Below are 18,207 nucleotides of genomic sequence, written 5' to 3'. Positions count from 1 at the left end.
CGCTGTTGAACGAAAAACCCGCCTGTGCGGCGGGTCCCTGGCGCGAGTCAGCACCATGGCTGAATATCTACCATAGCTGCCTTCACCCAGTCAAGAAAAAATTCCTATCATAAAAAGCTGCCGGCGCAGAGGGACTGGCCGCCGTCAGTTCTTGGTTGACCCGAGTTCGAGGCCCTGGCGGTCGGATGCAACGGCTTGCCCCATGATGTGGCCGTCTTTATCAAGGACAGGCAAATTCATTGCCATTGCCGCCTTGAGTCGCCAACAAATCATGTTTTTCAAATTGCTTCGCCTCGTTCTGATCCTGACTCTTGTCGTTTCGGCGCCGCTCTCCTTCGACGCGTCGGCGCAGGGGCTTGGCCAGGCGCCTGCCGGATTGGTCGCCGACCAGCAGAAAATCCTCCAGGACCTGACGGCCAAGACCGACAATCTCGACAAGAAGATCCAGCAGGACGGCGATGACGACGCCACCCTCGTCGATATCCGCCTTCAGCTGGAAGAGCTGTCGCGGCAATCGCTGAACAGCGCGCTGGCCTTCCGCACGCGCCTTAGCGAGATCAACAGCCGGCTCGAGCAGCTTGGCCCGGCACCCGCCGCCGGCCAGCCGCCGGAGCCCGATATCGTCAGCACCGAGCGCCAGGCGCTGGTCTCCGAAAAGGCCGAGATCAACGCCGTCATCGCGCAGGCGCAGACGCTGTCGATCCGCATCAGCGGGCTGATCGACAAGATCGGCAACATGCGCAGCGCGCTTTTCCGTAATCTCCTGACCAAGCGCTATGTGCTGTCGGATGCGCTGAGCCCACAGGTCTTTTCCGACGCCCGCGACGAGTTCGGCAATTTCTACAAGGCGGTCTCGTCCTGGCTGAGCTTCGCCTTCAGGTTCAAGTTCCAGGCCGTTCTGGCGGCAACCTTCGTGGCGCTCGGGCTGGCCCTGGTGCTTCTGGTCGGCGGCAGGCGGTTGTTTGGACGGGTGTTCGAAGCCGATCCGTCCAATGAGGATCCGTCCTATCTCAGCCGGCTGTCGGTGGCTTTCTGGTCGACATTGCTGCCGACGCTGGCGGTCGGCGCTTTCCTTGGATCGACGATTTTCTTTTTCAACTATTACAACGTTTTGCGCGGCGACATTGGCCCCTTCCTCAACGCGCTGGCGACCGTCATCGGGGTGGTGTTCTGCGTCAATCGGCTTGCCAATGCGGCGCTCGAGCCGCGGCTGCCGAACTGGCGCCTGATCCCGGTCGAAACCGGGCCGGCGCGCTGGCTGGTGCGGCTCACCACCGCCATGGCCGTGGTCATCAGCGTCAACACCTTCCTGTCCGTCATCAACGACAAGATGGGATCACCGCTGTCGCTGACGATCGCGCGCAGTTTCGTGGCCACCATCGTCGTCGGCATCATCCTGATCCTGATGGCGATGCTGCGGCCGTTCAAGGCCGGTGACGGCAGCTGGCGGCCCTGGCCCGCATGGCTGCGCTACCTGGCGCTGGCTTTGGGGTTCTTCACCATCATCGCGGCGCTGCTCGGTTATATCGGCCTTGCGCTGTTCGTCTCGTTGCAGGTGGTGGTCACCGGCACCGCGCTCGTCACCGCTTATATCGGCTTCCTGTCGGCACAGGCGATCGGCGACGAGGGCGCCTTCGCCAACACGTCGGTCGGGCGCTGGCTGTCGGCCAATTCCAGCTACGAGGACACCGCGCTCGACCAGCTCGGCCTTGTCGTCAGCGTGGCCATCAATGTGATGATCGTGCTGGTCTTCCTGCCGCTGATCCTGTTGATGTGGGGCTTCCAACTGGGCGACATCCAGGCCTGGGCCTACAAACTGGCGACCGGGATTAATATCGGTTCGGTGACGATTTCGGTCACCGGCATCCTGTCGGGCATCGTCGTCTTCATCATCGGCTATTTCCTGACGCGCTGGTTCCAGGGCTGGCTCGACGGTTCGGTGATGGCGCGCGGCAAGGTCGACACGGGGGTGCGCAACTCGATCCGGCTGGCCGTCGGCTATGCCGGCGTGGCACTTGCGGCACTGATCGGCATCTCGGCGGCGGGCATCGACCTGTCCAGCCTGGCGCTGGTCGCCGGCGCGCTGTCCCTCGGCATCGGCTTTGGCCTGCAGAACGTGGTGTCGAACTTCGTCTCGGGCCTGATCCTGCTGGCCGAGCGGCCGTTCAAGGTCGGCGACTGGATCGTCGCCGGCGACATCAGCGGCACTGTCAAGAAGATCAGCGTGCGCGCTACCGAGATCGAAACCTTCCAGCGGCAGTCGGTGATCCTGCCCAATTCGAACCTGATCAACAACGCCGTCGGCAACTGGACGCACCGCAACAAGCTCGGCCGCATCGACATCAAGGTCGGCGTCGCCTATGGCAGCGACGTCAAGCAGGTGCACGCCGTGCTGCTCGAGATCGCCCGCGGTCATCCGCTGGTGCTGAAGAACCCCGAACCGTTCGTGCTGTTTTCCAATTTCGGGCCTGCCGCGCTGGAATTCGAGATCCGGGTTTTCCTGGCGGATGTGATGAACGGCAACATCGTGCAGAACGATATTCGTTTCACCGTGCTGGAAACATTCAGCGACCAGCATATCGAGATACCTTCGACGCCACGCGCGGTCGTCGAGCCCAAGCATGCGAAGGCCTGGCCGACCGACGACGACAAGATCGAGGCCGATTTCGCCGAGCAGGAACAAGCAAAGGCGGAAGCCGCGGCCGAGGCCAAACGTCTGGCCAGATCGGGACGCAAGGCGAAAAAACCTGATCCGGATTAGATCGGCGGTCGGAAAATTTCAGGCCGTCAAAACCAATTGCGGCATGAATGCGGCATTCAGTTGCGGTTCAGCTTCCATCTCATATAAGCTCCCAAGCAAAGGCGAGGATGCCTTGCGAATGCAACAGAGGCGGTGGGAACACCGATACTGCACATGTGGAAGTCGCTCGTCGCCGCCGTCGCCTTGCTCGCCGTGAGCGGCTCGGCCCATTCCGCCAGCGCGGTCAACAAGGACGCCGAGACCCGCACGCTGATCGTGACGGAAGGCGGCAGCAAGACCGACCTGGCGCTGGCCGCCGGCGAAACCGTGGAATTCTGCCCGAATGGCTGCTTCGTCACCTTGCCCAATGGCGACCTCGAAGCCCTGACCGGCTCGGAAACGGTCGAGATCTCGGGTGGCGTCGCCCGCATCAAGTAATTTCGACGGCATGCCTTGAAAGGCCGGACATTTGTCCGGCCTTTTATTGTTTTCGGTAGCCGTTGTTTAACAATGACGCGGGAATACCGCGGCGACAGCCGCCTACAACCGGGCGTTTTAACGTTCGTTACGCCATCTCCCCGCTATACGTCTTGCGAAGACGCCGACAAACGGCGCGACGGGTTCGAGGCAGGGCAGGACGGCATGGACGCGCGGTCTGACGGAAACGCAATACCGCTTGCGGTCGATCTCGACGGCACGCTGATCGCGACCGACCTGCTATGGGAAGGACTGTTCATCCTTCTCAAGAAGAACCCGCTCTACATTTTCCTCGTGCCTTTCTGGGCCGCCGCCGGGCCGGCCCGGCTGAAGCAGGCCATCGCCCAGCGCGTCGATATCGATCCGGCGTCGCTACCTTACCGCGCACCGTTGCTCGACCGCATCCGGGCCGAGCATGCCGAAGGCCGCAAGATCGTGCTGGCGACAGGCACGCCGCGCAAATTCGCCGACGCCATCGCTCGCCACCTCGGTGTCTTCGACCGGGTGCTGGCGACGGACGGGGTCGACAATCTAACTTCCGGCAAGAAGCGTGCCTCGCTTATCGCGGCCTATGGCGATGGCGGCTTCGACTATGCCGGCAACAGCCGCCATGACCTCCAGGTTTTCGATGCGGCGCGCAGTGCGATCGTGGTGGCGCCGGATCGCCACGCCGCGCGCTGGCAGGCGGCACATGGCGCGGAGGCGATGCCGGCGCCGAAGCCGACATTGCGGACCATCGTCAAGATGTTGCGCGTCCATCAGTGGCTGAAGAATTCGCTGATCACCGTGCCGATGGTGCTGTCGCATGACTATTTCAACACCAACATGATCTGGGAATGCCTGCTGGCGTTCGTCTCTTTCAGTGCCGTGGCGTCGGCGATCTACATCCTCAATGATTTCTTCGACCTTGCACTCGACCGCAAGCACGCCACCAAGCGCAACAGGCCGTTCGCCAGCGGCGCGCTGTCCATACCGTTCGGCATTGGCGCGATCGCGGTGCTGCTGGCGATCGGCCTCGGCACGGGAGCCCTGCTGTCGCTCGAATTCCTCGCCGTGCTTGGCGGCTATTTGGCCGTCACCACGGCCTATTCACTGTCATTCAAGCGCATGCTCCTGGTCGACGTGCTGACGCTGGCGGGCCTCTACACAATCCGTGTGCTGGCGGGCGCGGCGGCGACCGGCGTCGATGTCTCGTTCTGGCTTCTGGCCTTCTCGATCTTCTTCTTCCTGTCGCTGGCGCTGGTGAAGCGCTTCGTCGAACTGCGCACCACGGCCATTCCACCCGGCGAGCGCATTGCCGGGCGCGGATATCGCACCGAGGACCAGGAGATCGTCGCCCAGGCCGGCATGGCTTCGGCCTTCTCCTCGGCACTGGTGCTGGCGCTCTACATCGACAGTGTCGCGGTGCGTGAACTCTACCCGCATCCCTGGCTGATCTGGCCGCTGCCGCCGATCGTGCTTTATCTCACCATGCGGGTCTGGATCCTGGCGCGTCGCGATGAGATGCATGACGATCCGGTCGTGTTCATCATCCGCGACTGGCGCAGCCAGATCGTGGTGCTGATCGGCGCCGTGCTGCTGATGATCGGGGGCTGGTAGGCATGGCCGGCGAGCGCTTCAACAGCTTCGGGCGCGCGACGCCGCCGGCGCCCCGCGCCACCGGCGTCGATGATGCTATCGCGCTGCTGAAGGGCGGCCAGGCCAGGCGATCCTCTTTGCTTGCCTATGGCAATGGCAGATCTTACGGCGATTCCTGCCAGAACGAGGCCGGCGCGGTCGTCGACATGCGGCCGTTGAACCGCATCCGCGCCTTCAACGCCGAGACCGGCCTTCTCGAAGCGGATACGGGCGTTCTTCTGTCCGACATCATTGCCCACGCCGCGCCCTACGGGTTCTTCCCGGCAGTCGTTCCGGGCACGCAGTTCGTCACGCTCGGCGGCGCCATCGCCAACGACGTCCACGGCAAGAACCATCACCGGCGCGGCACGTTCGGGTGCCATGTGGAGAGCTTTACGCTGCTGCGGTCGGATGGACGGGCCTACCGTTGCTCTGCGACCGACAATGCGCGCCTATTCCGGGCGACCATCGGCGGCATGGGCCTCACCGGCCTGATTCTGTCGGCCTCGATTCGGCTGATGCGGGTTCCGTCGCTCGACATCGTGGAGAAGACAACGCGGTTTCGTGACCTCGGCGAATATTTCGACCTGGCCGAAGCGGCGGACCAGGCCAATGAATATGCCGTCGCCTGGATCGATCAGCTCGCCGGCGGCCGGGGCAGCGGGCGCGGCCTGCTGTTCACAGGCAATCACGCCGAGCATGGCTCGCATACCGCTGCGCGCGCCGGCGGCAATTTCGCGGTGCCGTTCCAGCCGCCGTTCAATGTGCTCAGCCGACCGTTCCTGAGCGCCTTCAATGCGGCCTACCGATGGAGGAAGGGCCGCTCTGCCGCGCCGCGCCAGGTCGGTTACCAGGGCTTCTTCTTCCCGCTGGACGGCGTGCGCGATTGGAACCGGCTTTACGGCCCGAACGGGCTGTTCCAGCACCAGAGCGTTGTGCCGGAAGCCGCCGCGCGCGAAGCGGTGCCGACGCTGCTCGCGGCTGCCAGGCGGGCCGGGCAGGGCTCGTTCCTCACTGTTCTGAAACGCTTCGGCGGCGTCCTATCCCCGGCGCTGCTCTCCTTCCCGCGGCCTGGCTACACGCTGACGCTGGATTTCCCCAACAGGGGAGCCGCGACCCTGGCGTTGTTGGATGAACTCGACCGCATCGCCATCGGAGCCGGCGGAGCGGTCAACCCCTACAAGGATGCCCGCATGAGTGCCGCAACCTTCGCCGCGTCCTTTCCGGAGTGGTCGCGGCTGGAGGCGCAGCGCGATCCGGCCTTCATGTCCGGCTTCTGGGCGCGAACCGCGAAAGACATCGACCTGCGAAGCCGGGGCGCCGAGGCAGCCGAATAGATAAAATTGAAATGGATCTTGGTTAGCAAGCGGTTAACGAGAAGATTTACTCAAAATATCCTTGTGAGTTCACGAAATCTTTTCGGGTTTGTAATAGAAGGCGTCACGGGTGGCTGAGCTGACATGAAATATATCGTCTTCATTCTCTTTACGGTCATGACCAATGCGGCCGCGCAGCTGATGCTGAAGCAAGGCATGATGTCGCTTGGGCCGATCTCGTTCGAAGGCGCCAACCCGCTTATCAAGCTTTTGCAGATCGTCTTCAGCCCCTGGGTGTTTCTCGGCCTGTGCACCTTCGTCATTTCCATGGCCTCGCATCTCTATGTGCTGTCCAAGGTCGAGCTTTCCTTTGCCTATCCGTTCCTTAGCCTCGCCTATGTCGCCGTCGCGGTCTTCGCCTATTTCGTCTTCCGCGAGGATCTCAATGGCTGGCGCATCGCGGGTATCGCCTGCATCTGCGTGGGCACGGTGCTGATCGCCCAAAGCGGCCGAGACTTGGGTGCCCGCGGGCATGACGAGCAGACCGTCTCCATCACCCCCGACAAGATCGGCACCAGCGAGATCGTTCGATGAGACATGTGATTTTCGGCGGTGACGGCTTCGTCGGCCGCCACCTTGCCCCGAAGCTTGTGACGGATGGTGAAGAGGTGGTCGTCGCCGACATCGTCAAGAGCGACCTGGCGCATTACCGCAACGCCCGCTTCATCCATTGCGACGTGACCGATCCCGCGTCAGTGGCGGCAGTTGGGCTGAAGGCAGACGACATGGTCTACAATCTGTCGGCCAAGATGCTGTCGCCGATCCAGGTGCGGGCCAAGCGGCATGACTTCTTCTTTCCGGTCAATTTCCATGGCACCGAGCACATCATGCAGGCCATGGACAGGGCTGGCGCGCCAAAACTCGTCCACTACACGACCGACATGATCTACGGCCACACGGTCACCCAGCCGATGACCGAGGAGCATCCGGTCGCGCCGCTCGGCGAATATGGCTGGTCGAAGCAGAAGACGGAGGAACTGGCCGCCGAATGGCGCAAGCGCGGCATGTCGATCTCGCTGTTTCGTCCGCGCCTGATCATCGGGCCGGGCAGGCTCGGCATTCTCGAAAAACTGTTCAAACTGATCGACTGGAACCTTCCAGTGCCGATGATCGGCTCGGGCAAAAACCCCTATCAGTTCATCTCCGTATTCGACTGCGCCGAGGCCGCGCGGGCCGCCTGGAAGGCCGGAGTGCCTGATGAAGCCTACAATCTGGGCTCGCTCAACCCGCCGCCGGTCAGGAAATTGCTCGGCGACCTGATCAGGCATGCCGGTTCGAAATCGATCCTGATTCCGACGCCGGGCTGGGCGGTGAAGCGCACGCTGGACCTGCTCGACCTGGTGAACCTGCCGATCATGGATCCGGAGCAATATCTGATCGCCGACGAGGAGTGCGTGCTCGACGTCTCCAAAGCGGGACGCCAGCTCGGCTGGGTGCCGCAATATCGCGACGAGGATATGCTGATCGCCGCCTACAGCGAATACCGCGCCAAGAAGGCCGGGCACGCCGTCGCCGCCAAACATGTGCCCGCCGAATAGCGGCCTGCCAACAGTTTCATCTGCGCACGATCCCCGATCCTGCGCGCGGACAGGAGATTGAAATGACCATCATGGCCAAGCCCGATCAGGCGAGCGCGCGCACCATGGTCAGCGCGCCGGCGCTGTCGCCAGCCACCATCGCCAAGCCTGGCCTGATCAGCGTCGAGCAGGCCAAGGCGATGGACGTCGCTGCGATGACCGACCTGTTCAAGGCACATCTCAACCCGGGCCAGCTGCATTTCATGAAGCTGCTCGGCTTCCACAAGATCAAGATCGAACGCGCCGAGGGCATGTTCTATATCGACCAGAACGGCCGCAAGATCCTGGATTTCTTCGGCGGCTTCGGTTCGCTGGCCTTCGGCCACAACCATCCGCGCATCCTCGAAGCGCGGAAAAAATTCCAGGAGGAGAAGCGCCAGGAGATCGCCATTGCCTTCATGTCGCAGTATGCGGCCGCGTTGGCGCACAACATCGCCAAATGTTCGCCCGGCGATCTCGACATGGTGTTTCTGGGCTCGTCCGGCTCGGAAGCGATGGAAGCGGCGATAAAACTCGCCGAGCGTGCCGCCGGTCCGAAGCGGCCCAAAATCGTCTATGCCGAAAATTCCTTCCACGGCAAGACCAAGGGTGTGCTGGCGATCACCGACGGCCAGCTCTACCGCGCCGATTTCAAGGTGGCCGACAATGCGGTCCGCATTCCGTTCGCGGACATCGAAGCGGTCGAGCGCGCATTCCGCGGCGATCCCGAGATCGGCGTCATCGTACTGGAAACCATCCAGGGTGGCGGCGGCATCATCCAGGCGCCCGCGGAATATTGGCAGAAGCTGCGCGCATTGTGCGATCAGTACGGTGTGCTGTGGGTGGCCGACGAAGTGCAGTGCGGTTACGGCCGCTCCGGCCGCTTCTATGCTTTCGAACATTATGGCGTCGTCCCCGACGTGACGGCGCTCGCCAAGTCGCTCGGCGGCGGCAAGGCGGCGGTCGGCGCGATGGTCGCCAGGCGCGAGATTTATATGAAAGCCTATGGCACGCCGAAGACGGCGATGATCCATGCCATGGCGACATTCGGCGGCATGGGCGAGGCTTGCGTCACCTCGATCGAAGCGCTCAACGTTCTCTATGACGAGGGCCTGATCGACAACGCCGCCGCTACCGGCGAATATCTTTTGCAGCGCCTGCAGGCGCTGAAGGACAGACACCCAAAGATCATCAAGGAGGTGCGCGGCAAGGGGCTCATGATCGGGCTCGAGTTCCATGATTTTTCGCAGACCTTGCCGACGGTGTTGCGGCCGGTGGTCAGCGTGCTCGACGACAAGCTGAAGGGTTCGCTGTCCGGCTTCGTCGGCGCGCTGCTCCTGCGCGACTATGACGTGCTTGTCGCCTTCACCGAATACAACCGCAACGTCATCCGGCTCGAGCCGCCGCTGATCTGCCAGCGCGAGCATGTTGACCGCTTCGTCGACGCCTTCGACAGCCTGTTGTCGCGCGGCATTGTGGGAATCGTGAAGGATTTCGTCAAAAGCCAGGTTCGTTGAGCCCCACGACGATGCTGACCAAGTCGCCCACTCCGCAAAACCCGCTCGACCGGCTCACAGCGGCCGGCCTGGCGTGGGGTGAGGGAACCTATGCACGGCTGGCGGCGCCCATCGGCGCGGCGGCTTTCGCGCTCTATATCCTTTTGACGGCGCTGACGGCCTGGGTGATGCCCGATGCCAATTGGGACATGCTTCCCTATCTCGCCATATCAGAGGAAGGCACATACCCCGATGCGCAGGCGCTGCATGATTATGCCTACAACACCGTCAAGGCCGGGGTCTCGGCAGGCGACTACAAGACGCTGACCGACGATGGCGGCGGCTTCCGCAGCCACATGGCGGAGAATGCCGCCGACTTCCATTCGCTGCTCGGCATGTACCGGATCAAGTTCCTCTACGCCGAGATCCTGTCGACGCTGAGCGCGGCGATGTCGCCGGTCGAAGCGATGCGGCTGGTGCAGGTGGCTTCGGTGCTGCTGTTCGGCGCAATCACGCTGCTCTGGCTGCGCTCGGAAAAGGCCTTGGCGCTGGCGCCGGTGATCGGCGCGGTGCTGATCATGGCCGATTTCGGCGATGCGGCGCGCGCCTCGACGCCGGATCTGCTGACTTCGGCGCTGCTGCTCGGCGGGCTTTACGCCTATGTCCGCGGCCGCGAGACGGCGACGGCGATCCTGCTCTTCCTCGCCTTCATGGTGCGGCCGGACAATATTGTCTTTCTTGCCGTTTTCGCCGTTCTGGTCGTCGCCTTCCGGCAGCAGGCATGGGGCGCGCTGGCCGGTTTTGCCACGTCTTTCGTCGCCTATTTCGCCATCTCGCACTGGGCGCATCATCCTGGCTGGTGGCCGCATCTGTGGTTCTCCAGCGTCGCGCAGCACTACAATATGGACGGATTCGAGCCGCCCTTCTCGGTCGTTGCCTATCTCAAGGCGTTTGCCGCATCGCTGCTGCGCGCCGTCAATCTCAACAGCTGGGTTGGCGTCTCGGTGCTGGCGCTGGCCGGCTGGTACACGGCCGGCCGTGCCGGCTTCCGGCTCGACCGACGCGCCGGCATTCTGTTTGCCGCGCTCGTGCTCGGCGCGCTGGCTAAATTCACCGTCTTCCCGATCCACGACACGCGCATCTATTTCCCGCATCTGGTCCCGCCATTCCTGTTGCTGGCTACCCCTTTCATGGCGCTGTGGGCGACGATCGCCCATGGCCAGCACCGCGCCGTCTTGCATGTCATTCCCGGAGACACGCCATGAGTTCGCTATCCAGCCTGACGCGCATCGCGCTGTCGCTTGGCCTTCCGGCCGGTTTGCTCGACCGCGGTCCGTCGCTGCGCGGCACGAAATTCCTGGCCGGGGCGGCATTGAAATCGCGCTTCGGCGGGACAAGGCGGCCTTTCCAGATGGTCAATATCGGTGCCTGCGACGGCGCGCTGTTCGACGACGTCACGCCGTGGCTGCATCGCATACCGGGTGCCCGTGCCCTGCTGGTAGAGCCGATCCCCTATAACCAGAAGCGCCTGCGCGCCAATTATCCCGATACCAGCCGCTTCATCATCGAGCCGGTTGCCGTCACGAAAACAAGGGGGACGATCACCGTCCACACCTTCGATGCCGCCGCGCTCGAGGCCGGCACGCTGCCGATCGAGTTCATCGGCTGCTCCTCGGTCACCGACACGAACCTGATGTCGGGCAAGAATGCCTGGGGCGAGGATGACGTGAATTTCAATAAATTCGCGCCCTATCTCAGGGACATCGAAGTGCCGTCCGAGACCTTGCAGACATTACTCGACCGCAACGGCATCAGCCATATCGACGCCTTCCTCGTCGATTGCGAGGGCGCAGACTGGATGGTCTTCGAGCAACTCGATCTCCAACGCTACCGTCCGGGCATGATCAAGGTCGAGGTCGGCGCACTGCCCGCTCCGGAGATCGGCCAGGTCGTGGTCAAGCTCAAGACCGCCGGCTACCAGGTCGGTTTCCAGGCCGAGGATATCTGGGCCTTCGCCTGACGGCAGCGATTTTCCTGATCCAAATCGGGTCGCGGCGCATCCGCGGCGTGTCGCAAACAGGCGGTAGCGCGCTCACCGTCGTCTGCATATTGTGCGCCGATCAGACGGGCGCCGACGCCGCCCGCAACAGCACCTGGAGTCGCGGGCAATGGCAGAGTTTCCGAACAAGGCGAAGGTCGTCATCATCGGCCTGGGTGGCATTGTCGGCGCGTCGATCGCCCATCACCTGATCGAACGCGGCTGGGACGACATTGTCGGTATCGACAAATCAGGGATCCCGACCGACATCGGCTCGACGGCGCACGCTTCCGACTTCTGCTACACCACCAGCCACGATTTCCTGTCCTGCTGGACGACACTCTACTCCATCGATTTCTACGAGAAGATGGGCCATTACGCTCGCATCGGCGGCCTCGAAGTCGCGCGCGTCGGCGATGACGGCCGCATGGACGAAATCAAGCGCAAGATCGCGTCGGCCAAGGCTTTTGGCACGCGCGCCCGGCTGATCGAACCGGCCGAGATCAAGGAGAAATTCCCGCTCATCGAAGAGGGAATGGTGCAGGGCGGCCTGTGGGATCCCGACGCCGGTCTGGTCATCCCGCGCTCGCAGACGGTCGCCGGCAAGCTCGTCGACCAGGCGGAAGCCTCCGGCAAGCTCAAATCCTTCGCCAACACGCCGGCCCGTTCGCTCGTCGTCAGGGACGGCCGCATCAGCGCCGTGGTGACCGACCGCGGCACCATCGAGGCCGACTATGTCATCGTCTGCGCCGGCATCTGGGGCCGGCTGATCGCCGAGATGGTGGGCGAGGACCTGCCCGTCATGCCGATCGACCATCCGCTCACCTTCTTCGGCCCTTACAACGAGTTCGCCGGCACGGGCAAGGAGATCGGCTGGCCGCTGCTGCGCGACCAGGGCAATTCGGCCTATATGCGCGACACCGGCGACCCCAAGACCGCCGAGGGCGGGCAGATCGAATGGGGTTATTACGAAGAGACCAATCCGCGCCTTTGCCATCCGCGCGACCTGCTCGAGAAGGACCAGGCCCGGCTTTCGCCTTCGCAGCGCGACCTCGACATGGAGCAGATCCTGGCGCCGCTGGAGCGCGCCATGGAACTGACGCCGATCCTTGGCGAACTCGGCTATAACGAAAGCCATTCCTTCAACGGCCTGCTGCAGGTGACGGCCGATGGCGGCCCGTCCATGGGCGAGAGCCAGAAGGTGAGGGGGCTGTGGTATGCCGTTGCCATCTGGGTCAAGGACGGCCCGGGCATGGGCAAGCTCATCGCCGACTGGATGACGGACGGCCGCACCTCGATCGACCATCACGCCATCGACTATGCGCGCTTCTATCCGCACCAGACCAAGGAGCAGTTCATCTGGGATCGCTGCACCGAGACAGCGATGAAGGTCTACAATCCCGCCGTGCATCCGCGCGAGCCCTTCTCCAAGGGCCGCAACATCAGGCGCTCGCCGTTCTGGGAGCGCGAGAAGGAACTCGGCGGCTACTTCATGGAACTCGGCGGCTGGGAGCGAGCGCACGGCTATGCCGCCAACGAGCATCTTTTGGAGAAATACGCCAACCGGGTACCGGTGCGCGAGAACGAATGGGACAACCGCCATTTCTGGCGCGTCTCCAATGCCGAGCATCTGGCGATGAGCGAAGACTGCGGCATCGTCAACCTGTCGCACTTCTCGATGTATGACGTCGAGGGACCCGACCACGTCGCGCTGCTGGAGTGGCTGTGCGCGGCCAAGATCGGCGGCGACAACAATATCGGCAAGGGCATCTACACCCACTTCCTCGACGAGGAAGGCATGGTGCGCGCCGACTTCACCGTCATCCGCATGGCCGACCGCTGCCGTTTGATCGACGGCGCGGACGCCGGCCCGCGCGACTTCCAGTACATGCGCCGCACCGCGCAGGATAAGGGTTTCGATGTCACCATCACCGATGTGACGGAAAAATACGTCACCATCGGCATCTGGGGCCCGAACGCCCGAGCAACCTTGCAGAAGGTGGTCGAGAATCCCGAGGGCCTTGCGCTGGAGAATTTCCCGTTCGCCGCGATCAAGCCGATCCGGATCGGCGGCAAGGACGTCACCGCGTTCCGCATCTCCTATGTCGGCGAACAAGGCTGGGAACTGCACATGCGCTACGAGGACGGGCTGGCCGTCTGGGACGCGCTGCGCTCGACCGGCGTCATGCCGTTCGGCGTCGAGACCTATGCCAACACGCGGCGCATGGAAAAGAGCCTGCGTTTGCAGAATGCCGACCTGCTCACCGAGTACAACCTGCTCGAGGCCGATCTTGCCCGCCCGAAGGTCAAGGAGAACGACTTCTGCGGCAAGGCCAAGCACCTGGAATACCGCGCCCGCGAGCACCAGCCGGCGATGCTGTGCACGCTGGTGATGACCGAAAACACCGATTCCAAGGGCGTGGCGCGTTATCCGGTGGGCATCATGCCGGTGCTGGACCCCGAGACCGGCGAGACGCTGGTTGACGAACTCGGCCGCCGTTCCTTCACCACGTCGGTCGCCTACGGCCCGACCATCGGCAAGAACATCGCGCTCGCCTATCTGCCATGGGCTTACTGCCAAGAGGGCCGCAAGCTGAAGGTGGAGTATTTCGGCGAGACCTATCCGGTCGAGGTCGCCGGGGTCGGCTACAAGCCGCTCTACGATCCGGAGAATCTGAAACCGAGAAGCTAGGCGACCTCCCAGCAGGGCTCGTCAGCAAATTTTGGATAAGCCCGGCGGCCATGGTCGGGCTTTTCTCTTTTTCGGCTGGCGATTCTGGCTTACCCTGCGGCATGTCTGCTTTTGCTCGCGCAAGACATCTGCTTTCCGGTGCCGCCGCCCTGGCGCTGATGCTGTGGCTGGCGCCGGCGTCGCTCGCGGACGAACCCGTCGACGTCGAACTGGTGCTGGCGGTCGACGTCTCGCTGTCGATGTCGGCGGACGAACTCGAGATCCAGCGTCGCGGCTACGCGGCTGCCTTGACGCACGATCATGTGCTGCAAGCCATCGCCGCCGGCGCTTATGGCAGGATCGCCGTCACCTATGTCGAATGGGCCGGCACCAACTCGCAGCACGTCATCGTGCCGTGGACGGTGATCGCCACTCGCGCGGACGCCGAGCGGGTGGTGGCGCGGCTGTCCGCCCAGCCGCCCAACAGCGCGCGGCGCACGTCGATCTCCGGCGCGCTGGAATTCGGCGCGGACCTTTTCGCCGAAAGTGGCTTTCAAGGGACAAAGCGGGTCATCGATATTTCCGGCGACGGCCCCAACAACCAGGGCGCGCCGGTCGATATCATCCGCGACGAGGTGGTCACGCAAGGCATCGTCATAAACGGCTTGCCGCTGATGACCCGCGGCGGTTTCACCAGCGCCTACGACGTCAACGATCTCGACCGCTATTACAGCGACTGCGTCATTGGCGGCCCCGGCGCCTTCATGGTCCCGGTCAATGACTGGACGCAGTTCCCGGAGGCTATCCGCCGCAAGCTGGTGCTGGAACTCGCCGGGCCGGCCTCGCCGCGGTCGGGTAGCAAGGCCGATCGTCCGCCGGTGGTGCTGGCGCAGGCCGAACGAGCCACCGATTGCCTTGTCGGCGAAAAGATGTGGCGCAACCGCAACTGGATGCTCGATAGCCGCTGAGAAATTCCAGAAAAAGCGCAGAGCGCTTTGCCGGTACGCGCGTAACGCTTTCCCTTGGGAATTGGTTGAAAAAAATAGTCAAAGCGGTTCGGCCTTTCCGTGAAATGCCCAACCGCTCCAGGCTTGCCAGTCCGGCAGAAGCAGTGGCAAACTGACCTTGCCGCGCCATCCGGCGGGCGGGGTGACGCGGTCAAACCGAGGAAACACCAGATGAGACGTCTAGCCATCCTGACTGCGGTCGCGTCCATGCTTTACGCTGACGGCGCCAGCGCCCAATACGACGATCAGGCCGCCTGCATCATGTTCGAAAATGCGAATTTTCGCGGACGGTCGATCGCGCTCGGGGCCGACGATTCGGTCAATTTTCGCGGCCGCGAGTTCTGGAACGACCGCGTGTCGTCGGTGATCGTTCGCCGGGGCTGCACTCTCGTTGCCTATGAGGATTCGCGCAGGGGAGGCCGTTCGATCGAGATCAGGCGCAGGGTCCGCGATTTCGGCGGCAGCGACTGGAACGACCGCATCTCGTCCGCGGAGTGCTACTGCGACCAGTATTGACGACACGGTCCTCGGCCTAGCCGCTTTATGGCGGCAAAGGCGAACATTCGTCGCCGACGATGGGGGCGAACACGGCCCTGTTCATTGACAGCCGGGCGGCGTCCGTGAACATTCCCCCAGAGAAAACAAAGGGGAACTGACATGAACAGGACCATTATCCTTACGCTGGCGCTCGCCGCCGGCCTGTCCGCGCCGGCGATGGCCGCCACATCGGTCACTATCGGCATCAGCGGCTGGACCGGCTTCGCGCCGCTGACGCTCGCCAAACAGGCGGGGCTCTTCGAGAAGCACGGTCTCGACGTGACTTTGAAGAAGGTGCCGCAGGCCAGCCGGCCGCTCGCCATCGCCAGCGGCGACCTGCAATGCGCCGCCACCACGGTCGAGACGTGGCAGGTGTGGAACGCCAGTGGCGTGACCACCAAGCAGATCTTCCAGCTCGACAAGTCCTACGGCGCCGACGGCATCGTCGTGCGCAACGACATCAAGACCGTCGCCGACCTCAAGGGCAAGACTGTCGCGTCCTCGGCGCCGGGCACCTCGCCCTATTTCATGCTGGCCTGGGTGCTGAACAAGAACGGCATGTCGACCAAGGATGTCACGGTGGTCAACCTGGAACCGGACGCGGCGGCGCAAGCCTTTCTTGCCGGCCAGAACGACGCCGCCGTCACCTATGAGCCGTTCATCTCGGCGGTGCGCGACAAGGCCGACCAGGGCCACATTCTGGCGACCACGCTCGACTACCCGATGGTGCTCGATACGGTCGGCTGCACGCCCGAATTCCTCAAAGCCAATCCGGACGCCGCCAAGGCGCTTGCCGACAGCTATTTCGACGCGCTCGAGCTGATCAAGAAGGACCCGCAGAAATCCTACGGCATCATGGGCGCGGACGTAAAACAGTCGGCCAAGGAGTTCGAGGATTCGGCGAAGTACCTGAAATGGGCCGACCGGGCGGAGAACAAGCAGTTCTTCACCAAGGAGTTCCAGGATTTCTCCAAGACCGCCGGCGAGCTCCTGCTGCAGATGGGGCTGATCAAGGAAGCGCCTGACGTCTCCACCCTGGCCGACACCAGCGCCGTGGCGAACTGACCGGCCGCTGTCTAGCGGCGGCGCCCCGCGCCGCCGTTTTGCTTCCCACAAGGACCGTTGTTAATGCCGCGCCCCTTGCATCCGATCTCGCCGGGCACGCGAACCGTGCTCGGCATTTCCTTCTTCGTGCTGTTCGTCGTCTTCTGGGCGTGGATCACGCTTGGAGGTCACGTCAACCGCATCTTTCTAGCCGATCCGCTATCGATGCTGCGGGATGGCTGGCGGCTGCTGGTCGAAGACCGGTTCTGGCTCGACATACTGATCACCATCTGGCGCGTCTTCGGCGGCTTCGTGCTGGCATCGGCCGTCGCCGTGCCGCTGGGCATTGCGATGGGCGCGTGGAAACCAGTCGAGGCGTTCCTGGAGCCGTTCGTCTCCTTCGCCCGCTATCTGCCGGCCTCGGCCTTCATTCCGCTGCTCATCCTTTGGGCCGGCATAGGCGAACTGGAGAAGCTGCTGGTCATCTTCGTCGGCTCCGTGTTCCAGATCATCCTGATCATCGCCGTAAAGGTCGGCTCCACACGCCGCGACCTTGTCGAGGCGGCCTACACGCTCGGCTCCACGGACAACGGCATCGTCAAGCGTGTGATCATGCCCGCCAATGCGCCCGAGATCGCCGAGACGCTTCGGCTGGTGCTTGGCTGGGCTTGGACCTATGTCATCGTCGCCGAACTGATCGGCTCGTCGTCGGGCATCGGCTACATGATCATCAACAGCCAGTCGCGACTGGCAACCGGGCAGATCATCTTCGGCATCATCGTCATCGGGCTGATCGGCCTGTTGTCCGACCTTGCCTTCAAGGCGCTTAATCGTTGGCTCTTCCCATGGAGCCTGGCATGAGCAAGCTTCTCATCGAGGGCGTCTCGCGCATTTTCGCCGGCGTGCGCGGCGGCTCACCGGTCCAGGCGCTGATGCCTGTCGACCTGGCGGTCGCGGCCAATGATTTCATCACCATCCTGGGACCTTCGGGGTGCGGGAAGTCGACGCTCTTGCGTATCGTCGCCGGGCTGGAGGCGCCGAGCGAGGGCCGCGTGCTGCTCGACGGCAAGGCGGTGACCCGGCCGGGGCCGGATCGCGGCATGGTCTTCCAGTCCTACACGCTGTTTCCGTGGCTGACGGTCGCCGAAAACATCGCCTTCGGCCTGCGCGAACGCGGCATGGCTGAGCGGGAGAGGGGCGAAATCGTCGCCTCCTATATCGACCTCGTCGGGCTGAGGGGCTTCGAGAACCATTGGCCCAAGCAACTCTCGGGCGGCATGCAACAGCGCACGGCAATCGCCAGGGCGCTCGCCAACGACCCCGCGATCCTTTTGCTGGACGAGCCGTTCGGCGCGCTCGACAACCAGACGCGCGGGCTGATGCAGGAACTGCTGCTCGGCATCTGGGAACGGCGCAAGAAGACGGTGCTGTTCGTCACCCACGACATCGAGGAGGCGATCTTCATGGCGTCGCGCGTGGTGGTGATGACGGCCAGGCCCGGCCGGATCAAGTCGGACGTCGCCATCGACCTGCCGCACCCGCGCCACTACACGCTGAAGACCAGTCCGGAATTCTCCGTGTTGAAGGCGCGGCTGACCGAGGACATCCGTGTCGAGGCGATGCGATCGGCAGAGGTGCTCTGAGGCGC

15 protein-coding genes are annotated in these 18,207 nt (G+C 63.3%); all 15 read left to right on the top strand.

The window, feature by feature from the left end:
* Positions 1 to 271: 271 nt before the first annotated feature.
* The 15 genes from LB533_RS12220 (at position 272) to LB533_RS12150 (ending at position 18,202) form a co-directional block, all read left to right on the top strand.
* The gene (locus LB533_RS12220) at positions 272 to 2,761 is read left to right on the top strand and encodes a mechanosensitive ion channel family protein (protein ID WP_140639054.1); all 2,490 of its coding nucleotides are present in this window, start codon (positions 272 to 274) and stop codon (positions 2,759 to 2,761) included.
* A gap of 153 nt (positions 2,762 to 2,914) precedes the next feature.
* A complete protein-coding gene (locus tag LB533_RS12215) occupies positions 2,915 to 3,178 on the top strand; it encodes a hypothetical protein (RefSeq protein ID WP_140521120.1) in 264 nt (87 codons plus the stop codon).
* A gap of 204 nt (positions 3,179 to 3,382) precedes the next feature.
* Complete coding sequence (locus LB533_RS12210; RefSeq protein ID WP_224677263.1) at positions 3,383 to 4,816, top strand: UbiA family prenyltransferase; 1,434 nt, start codon at positions 3,383 to 3,385, stop codon at positions 4,814 to 4,816.
* Positions 4,817 to 4,818: 2 nt separating this feature from the next.
* On the top strand, positions 4,819 to 6,171 hold the full coding sequence (locus tag LB533_RS12205) for an FAD-dependent oxidoreductase (protein WP_140639052.1): 1,353 nt from the start codon (positions 4,819 to 4,821) through the stop codon (positions 6,169 to 6,171).
* Between the two features lie 123 nt (positions 6,172 to 6,294).
* On the top strand, positions 6,295 to 6,744 hold the full coding sequence (locus tag LB533_RS12200) for an EamA family transporter (protein WP_140639051.1): 450 nt from the start codon (positions 6,295 to 6,297) through the stop codon (positions 6,742 to 6,744).
* Positions 6,741 to 7,748 carry an NAD-dependent epimerase/dehydratase family protein gene (locus LB533_RS12195; protein WP_140639050.1) on the top strand — a complete coding sequence of 336 codons (1,008 nt, stop codon included), beginning with the start codon at positions 6,741 to 6,743 and terminating at the stop codon, positions 7,746 to 7,748. Before LB533_RS12200 ends, LB533_RS12195 begins: the two co-directional genes overlap by 4 nt.
* A gap of 104 nt (positions 7,749 to 7,852) precedes the next feature.
* Positions 7,853 to 9,283 carry an aspartate aminotransferase family protein gene (locus tag LB533_RS12190; protein WP_181169332.1) on the top strand — a complete coding sequence of 477 codons (1,431 nt, stop codon included), beginning with the start codon at positions 7,853 to 7,855 and terminating at the stop codon, positions 9,281 to 9,283.
* Between the two features lie 11 nt (positions 9,284 to 9,294).
* On the top strand, positions 9,295 to 10,527 hold the full coding sequence (locus LB533_RS12185) for a hypothetical protein (RefSeq protein WP_140639232.1): 1,233 nt from the start codon (positions 9,295 to 9,297) through the stop codon (positions 10,525 to 10,527).
* The gene (locus LB533_RS12180) at positions 10,524 to 11,282 is read left to right on the top strand and encodes an FkbM family methyltransferase (protein ID WP_140639048.1); all 759 of its coding nucleotides are present in this window, start codon (positions 10,524 to 10,526) and stop codon (positions 11,280 to 11,282) included. Before LB533_RS12185 ends, LB533_RS12180 begins: the two co-directional genes overlap by 4 nt.
* Positions 11,283 to 11,430: 148 nt before the next feature.
* Entirely contained in the window at positions 11,431 to 13,992 is a 2,562-nt protein-coding gene (locus tag LB533_RS12175; RefSeq protein WP_140639047.1) for an FAD-dependent oxidoreductase, read from the top strand.
* 101 nt (positions 13,993 to 14,093) lie between these two features.
* Positions 14,094 to 14,939 carry a DUF1194 domain-containing protein gene (locus LB533_RS12170; RefSeq protein ID WP_181169324.1) on the top strand — a complete coding sequence of 282 codons (846 nt, stop codon included), beginning with the start codon at positions 14,094 to 14,096 and terminating at the stop codon, positions 14,937 to 14,939.
* A gap of 210 nt (positions 14,940 to 15,149) precedes the next feature.
* Complete coding sequence (locus LB533_RS12165; protein ID WP_140551346.1) at positions 15,150 to 15,494, top strand: peptidase inhibitor family I36 protein; 345 nt, start codon at positions 15,150 to 15,152, stop codon at positions 15,492 to 15,494.
* Between the two features lie 141 nt (positions 15,495 to 15,635).
* Positions 15,636 to 16,580, top strand: coding sequence for an ABC transporter substrate-binding protein (locus LB533_RS12160; RefSeq protein WP_140639045.1), 945 nt, complete (start codon positions 15,636 to 15,638; stop codon positions 16,578 to 16,580).
* Positions 16,581 to 16,643: 63 nt separating this feature from the next.
* Positions 16,644 to 17,420 carry an ABC transporter permease gene (locus tag LB533_RS12155; protein ID WP_140495640.1) on the top strand — a complete coding sequence of 259 codons (777 nt, stop codon included), beginning with the start codon at positions 16,644 to 16,646 and terminating at the stop codon, positions 17,418 to 17,420.
* Entirely contained in the window at positions 17,417 to 18,202 is a 786-nt protein-coding gene (locus tag LB533_RS12150; protein ID WP_224677262.1) for an ABC transporter ATP-binding protein, read from the top strand. Before LB533_RS12155 ends, LB533_RS12150 begins: the two co-directional genes overlap by 4 nt.
* Positions 18,203 to 18,207 lie beyond the last annotated feature (5 nt).

The organism is Mesorhizobium sp. BR1-1-13 (genome assembly GCF_020165515.1).
Taxonomy (GTDB): domain Bacteria; phylum Pseudomonadota; class Alphaproteobacteria; order Rhizobiales; family Rhizobiaceae; genus Mesorhizobium.
Note: the sequence above shows the minus strand (reverse complement) of the source record. Positions and strands in the feature narration are given on the sequence as shown.

Bases quoted from the DNA above. Each gene is read 5' to 3' on its own strand.
- LB533_RS12220 (WP_140639054.1), top strand. From the start codon at position 272: ATGTTTTTCAAATTGCTTCGCCTCGTTCTGATCCTGACTCTTGTCGTT.
- LB533_RS12175 (WP_140639047.1), top strand. From the start codon at position 11,431: ATGGCAGAGTTTCCGAACAAGGCGAAGGTCGTCATCATCGGCCTGGGT.
- LB533_RS12160 (WP_140639045.1), top strand. From the start codon at position 15,636: ATGAACAGGACCATTATCCTTACGCTGGCGCTCGCCGCCGGCCTGTCC.
- LB533_RS12190 (WP_181169332.1), top strand. From the start codon at position 7,853: ATGGTCAGCGCGCCGGCGCTGTCGCCAGCCACCATCGCCAAGCCTGGC.
- LB533_RS12170 (WP_181169324.1), top strand. From the start codon at position 14,094: ATGTCTGCTTTTGCTCGCGCAAGACATCTGCTTTCCGGTGCCGCCGCC.
- LB533_RS12165 (WP_140551346.1), top strand. From the start codon at position 15,150: ATGAGACGTCTAGCCATCCTGACTGCGGTCGCGTCCATGCTTTACGCT.
- LB533_RS12150 (WP_224677262.1), top strand. From the start codon at position 17,417: ATGAGCAAGCTTCTCATCGAGGGCGTCTCGCGCATTTTCGCCGGCGTG.
- LB533_RS12215 (WP_140521120.1), top strand. From the start codon at position 2,915: ATGTGGAAGTCGCTCGTCGCCGCCGTCGCCTTGCTCGCCGTGAGCGGC.
- LB533_RS12185 (WP_140639232.1), top strand. From the start codon at position 9,295: ATGCTGACCAAGTCGCCCACTCCGCAAAACCCGCTCGACCGGCTCACA.
- LB533_RS12155 (WP_140495640.1), top strand. From the start codon at position 16,644: ATGCCGCGCCCCTTGCATCCGATCTCGCCGGGCACGCGAACCGTGCTC.
- LB533_RS12180 (WP_140639048.1), top strand. From the start codon at position 10,524: ATGAGTTCGCTATCCAGCCTGACGCGCATCGCGCTGTCGCTTGGCCTT.
- LB533_RS12195 (WP_140639050.1), top strand. From the start codon at position 6,741: ATGAGACATGTGATTTTCGGCGGTGACGGCTTCGTCGGCCGCCACCTT.
- LB533_RS12205 (WP_140639052.1), top strand. From the start codon at position 4,819: ATGGCCGGCGAGCGCTTCAACAGCTTCGGGCGCGCGACGCCGCCGGCG.
- LB533_RS12200 (WP_140639051.1), top strand. From the start codon at position 6,295: ATGAAATATATCGTCTTCATTCTCTTTACGGTCATGACCAATGCGGCC.
- LB533_RS12210 (WP_224677263.1), top strand. From the start codon at position 3,383: ATGGACGCGCGGTCTGACGGAAACGCAATACCGCTTGCGGTCGATCTC.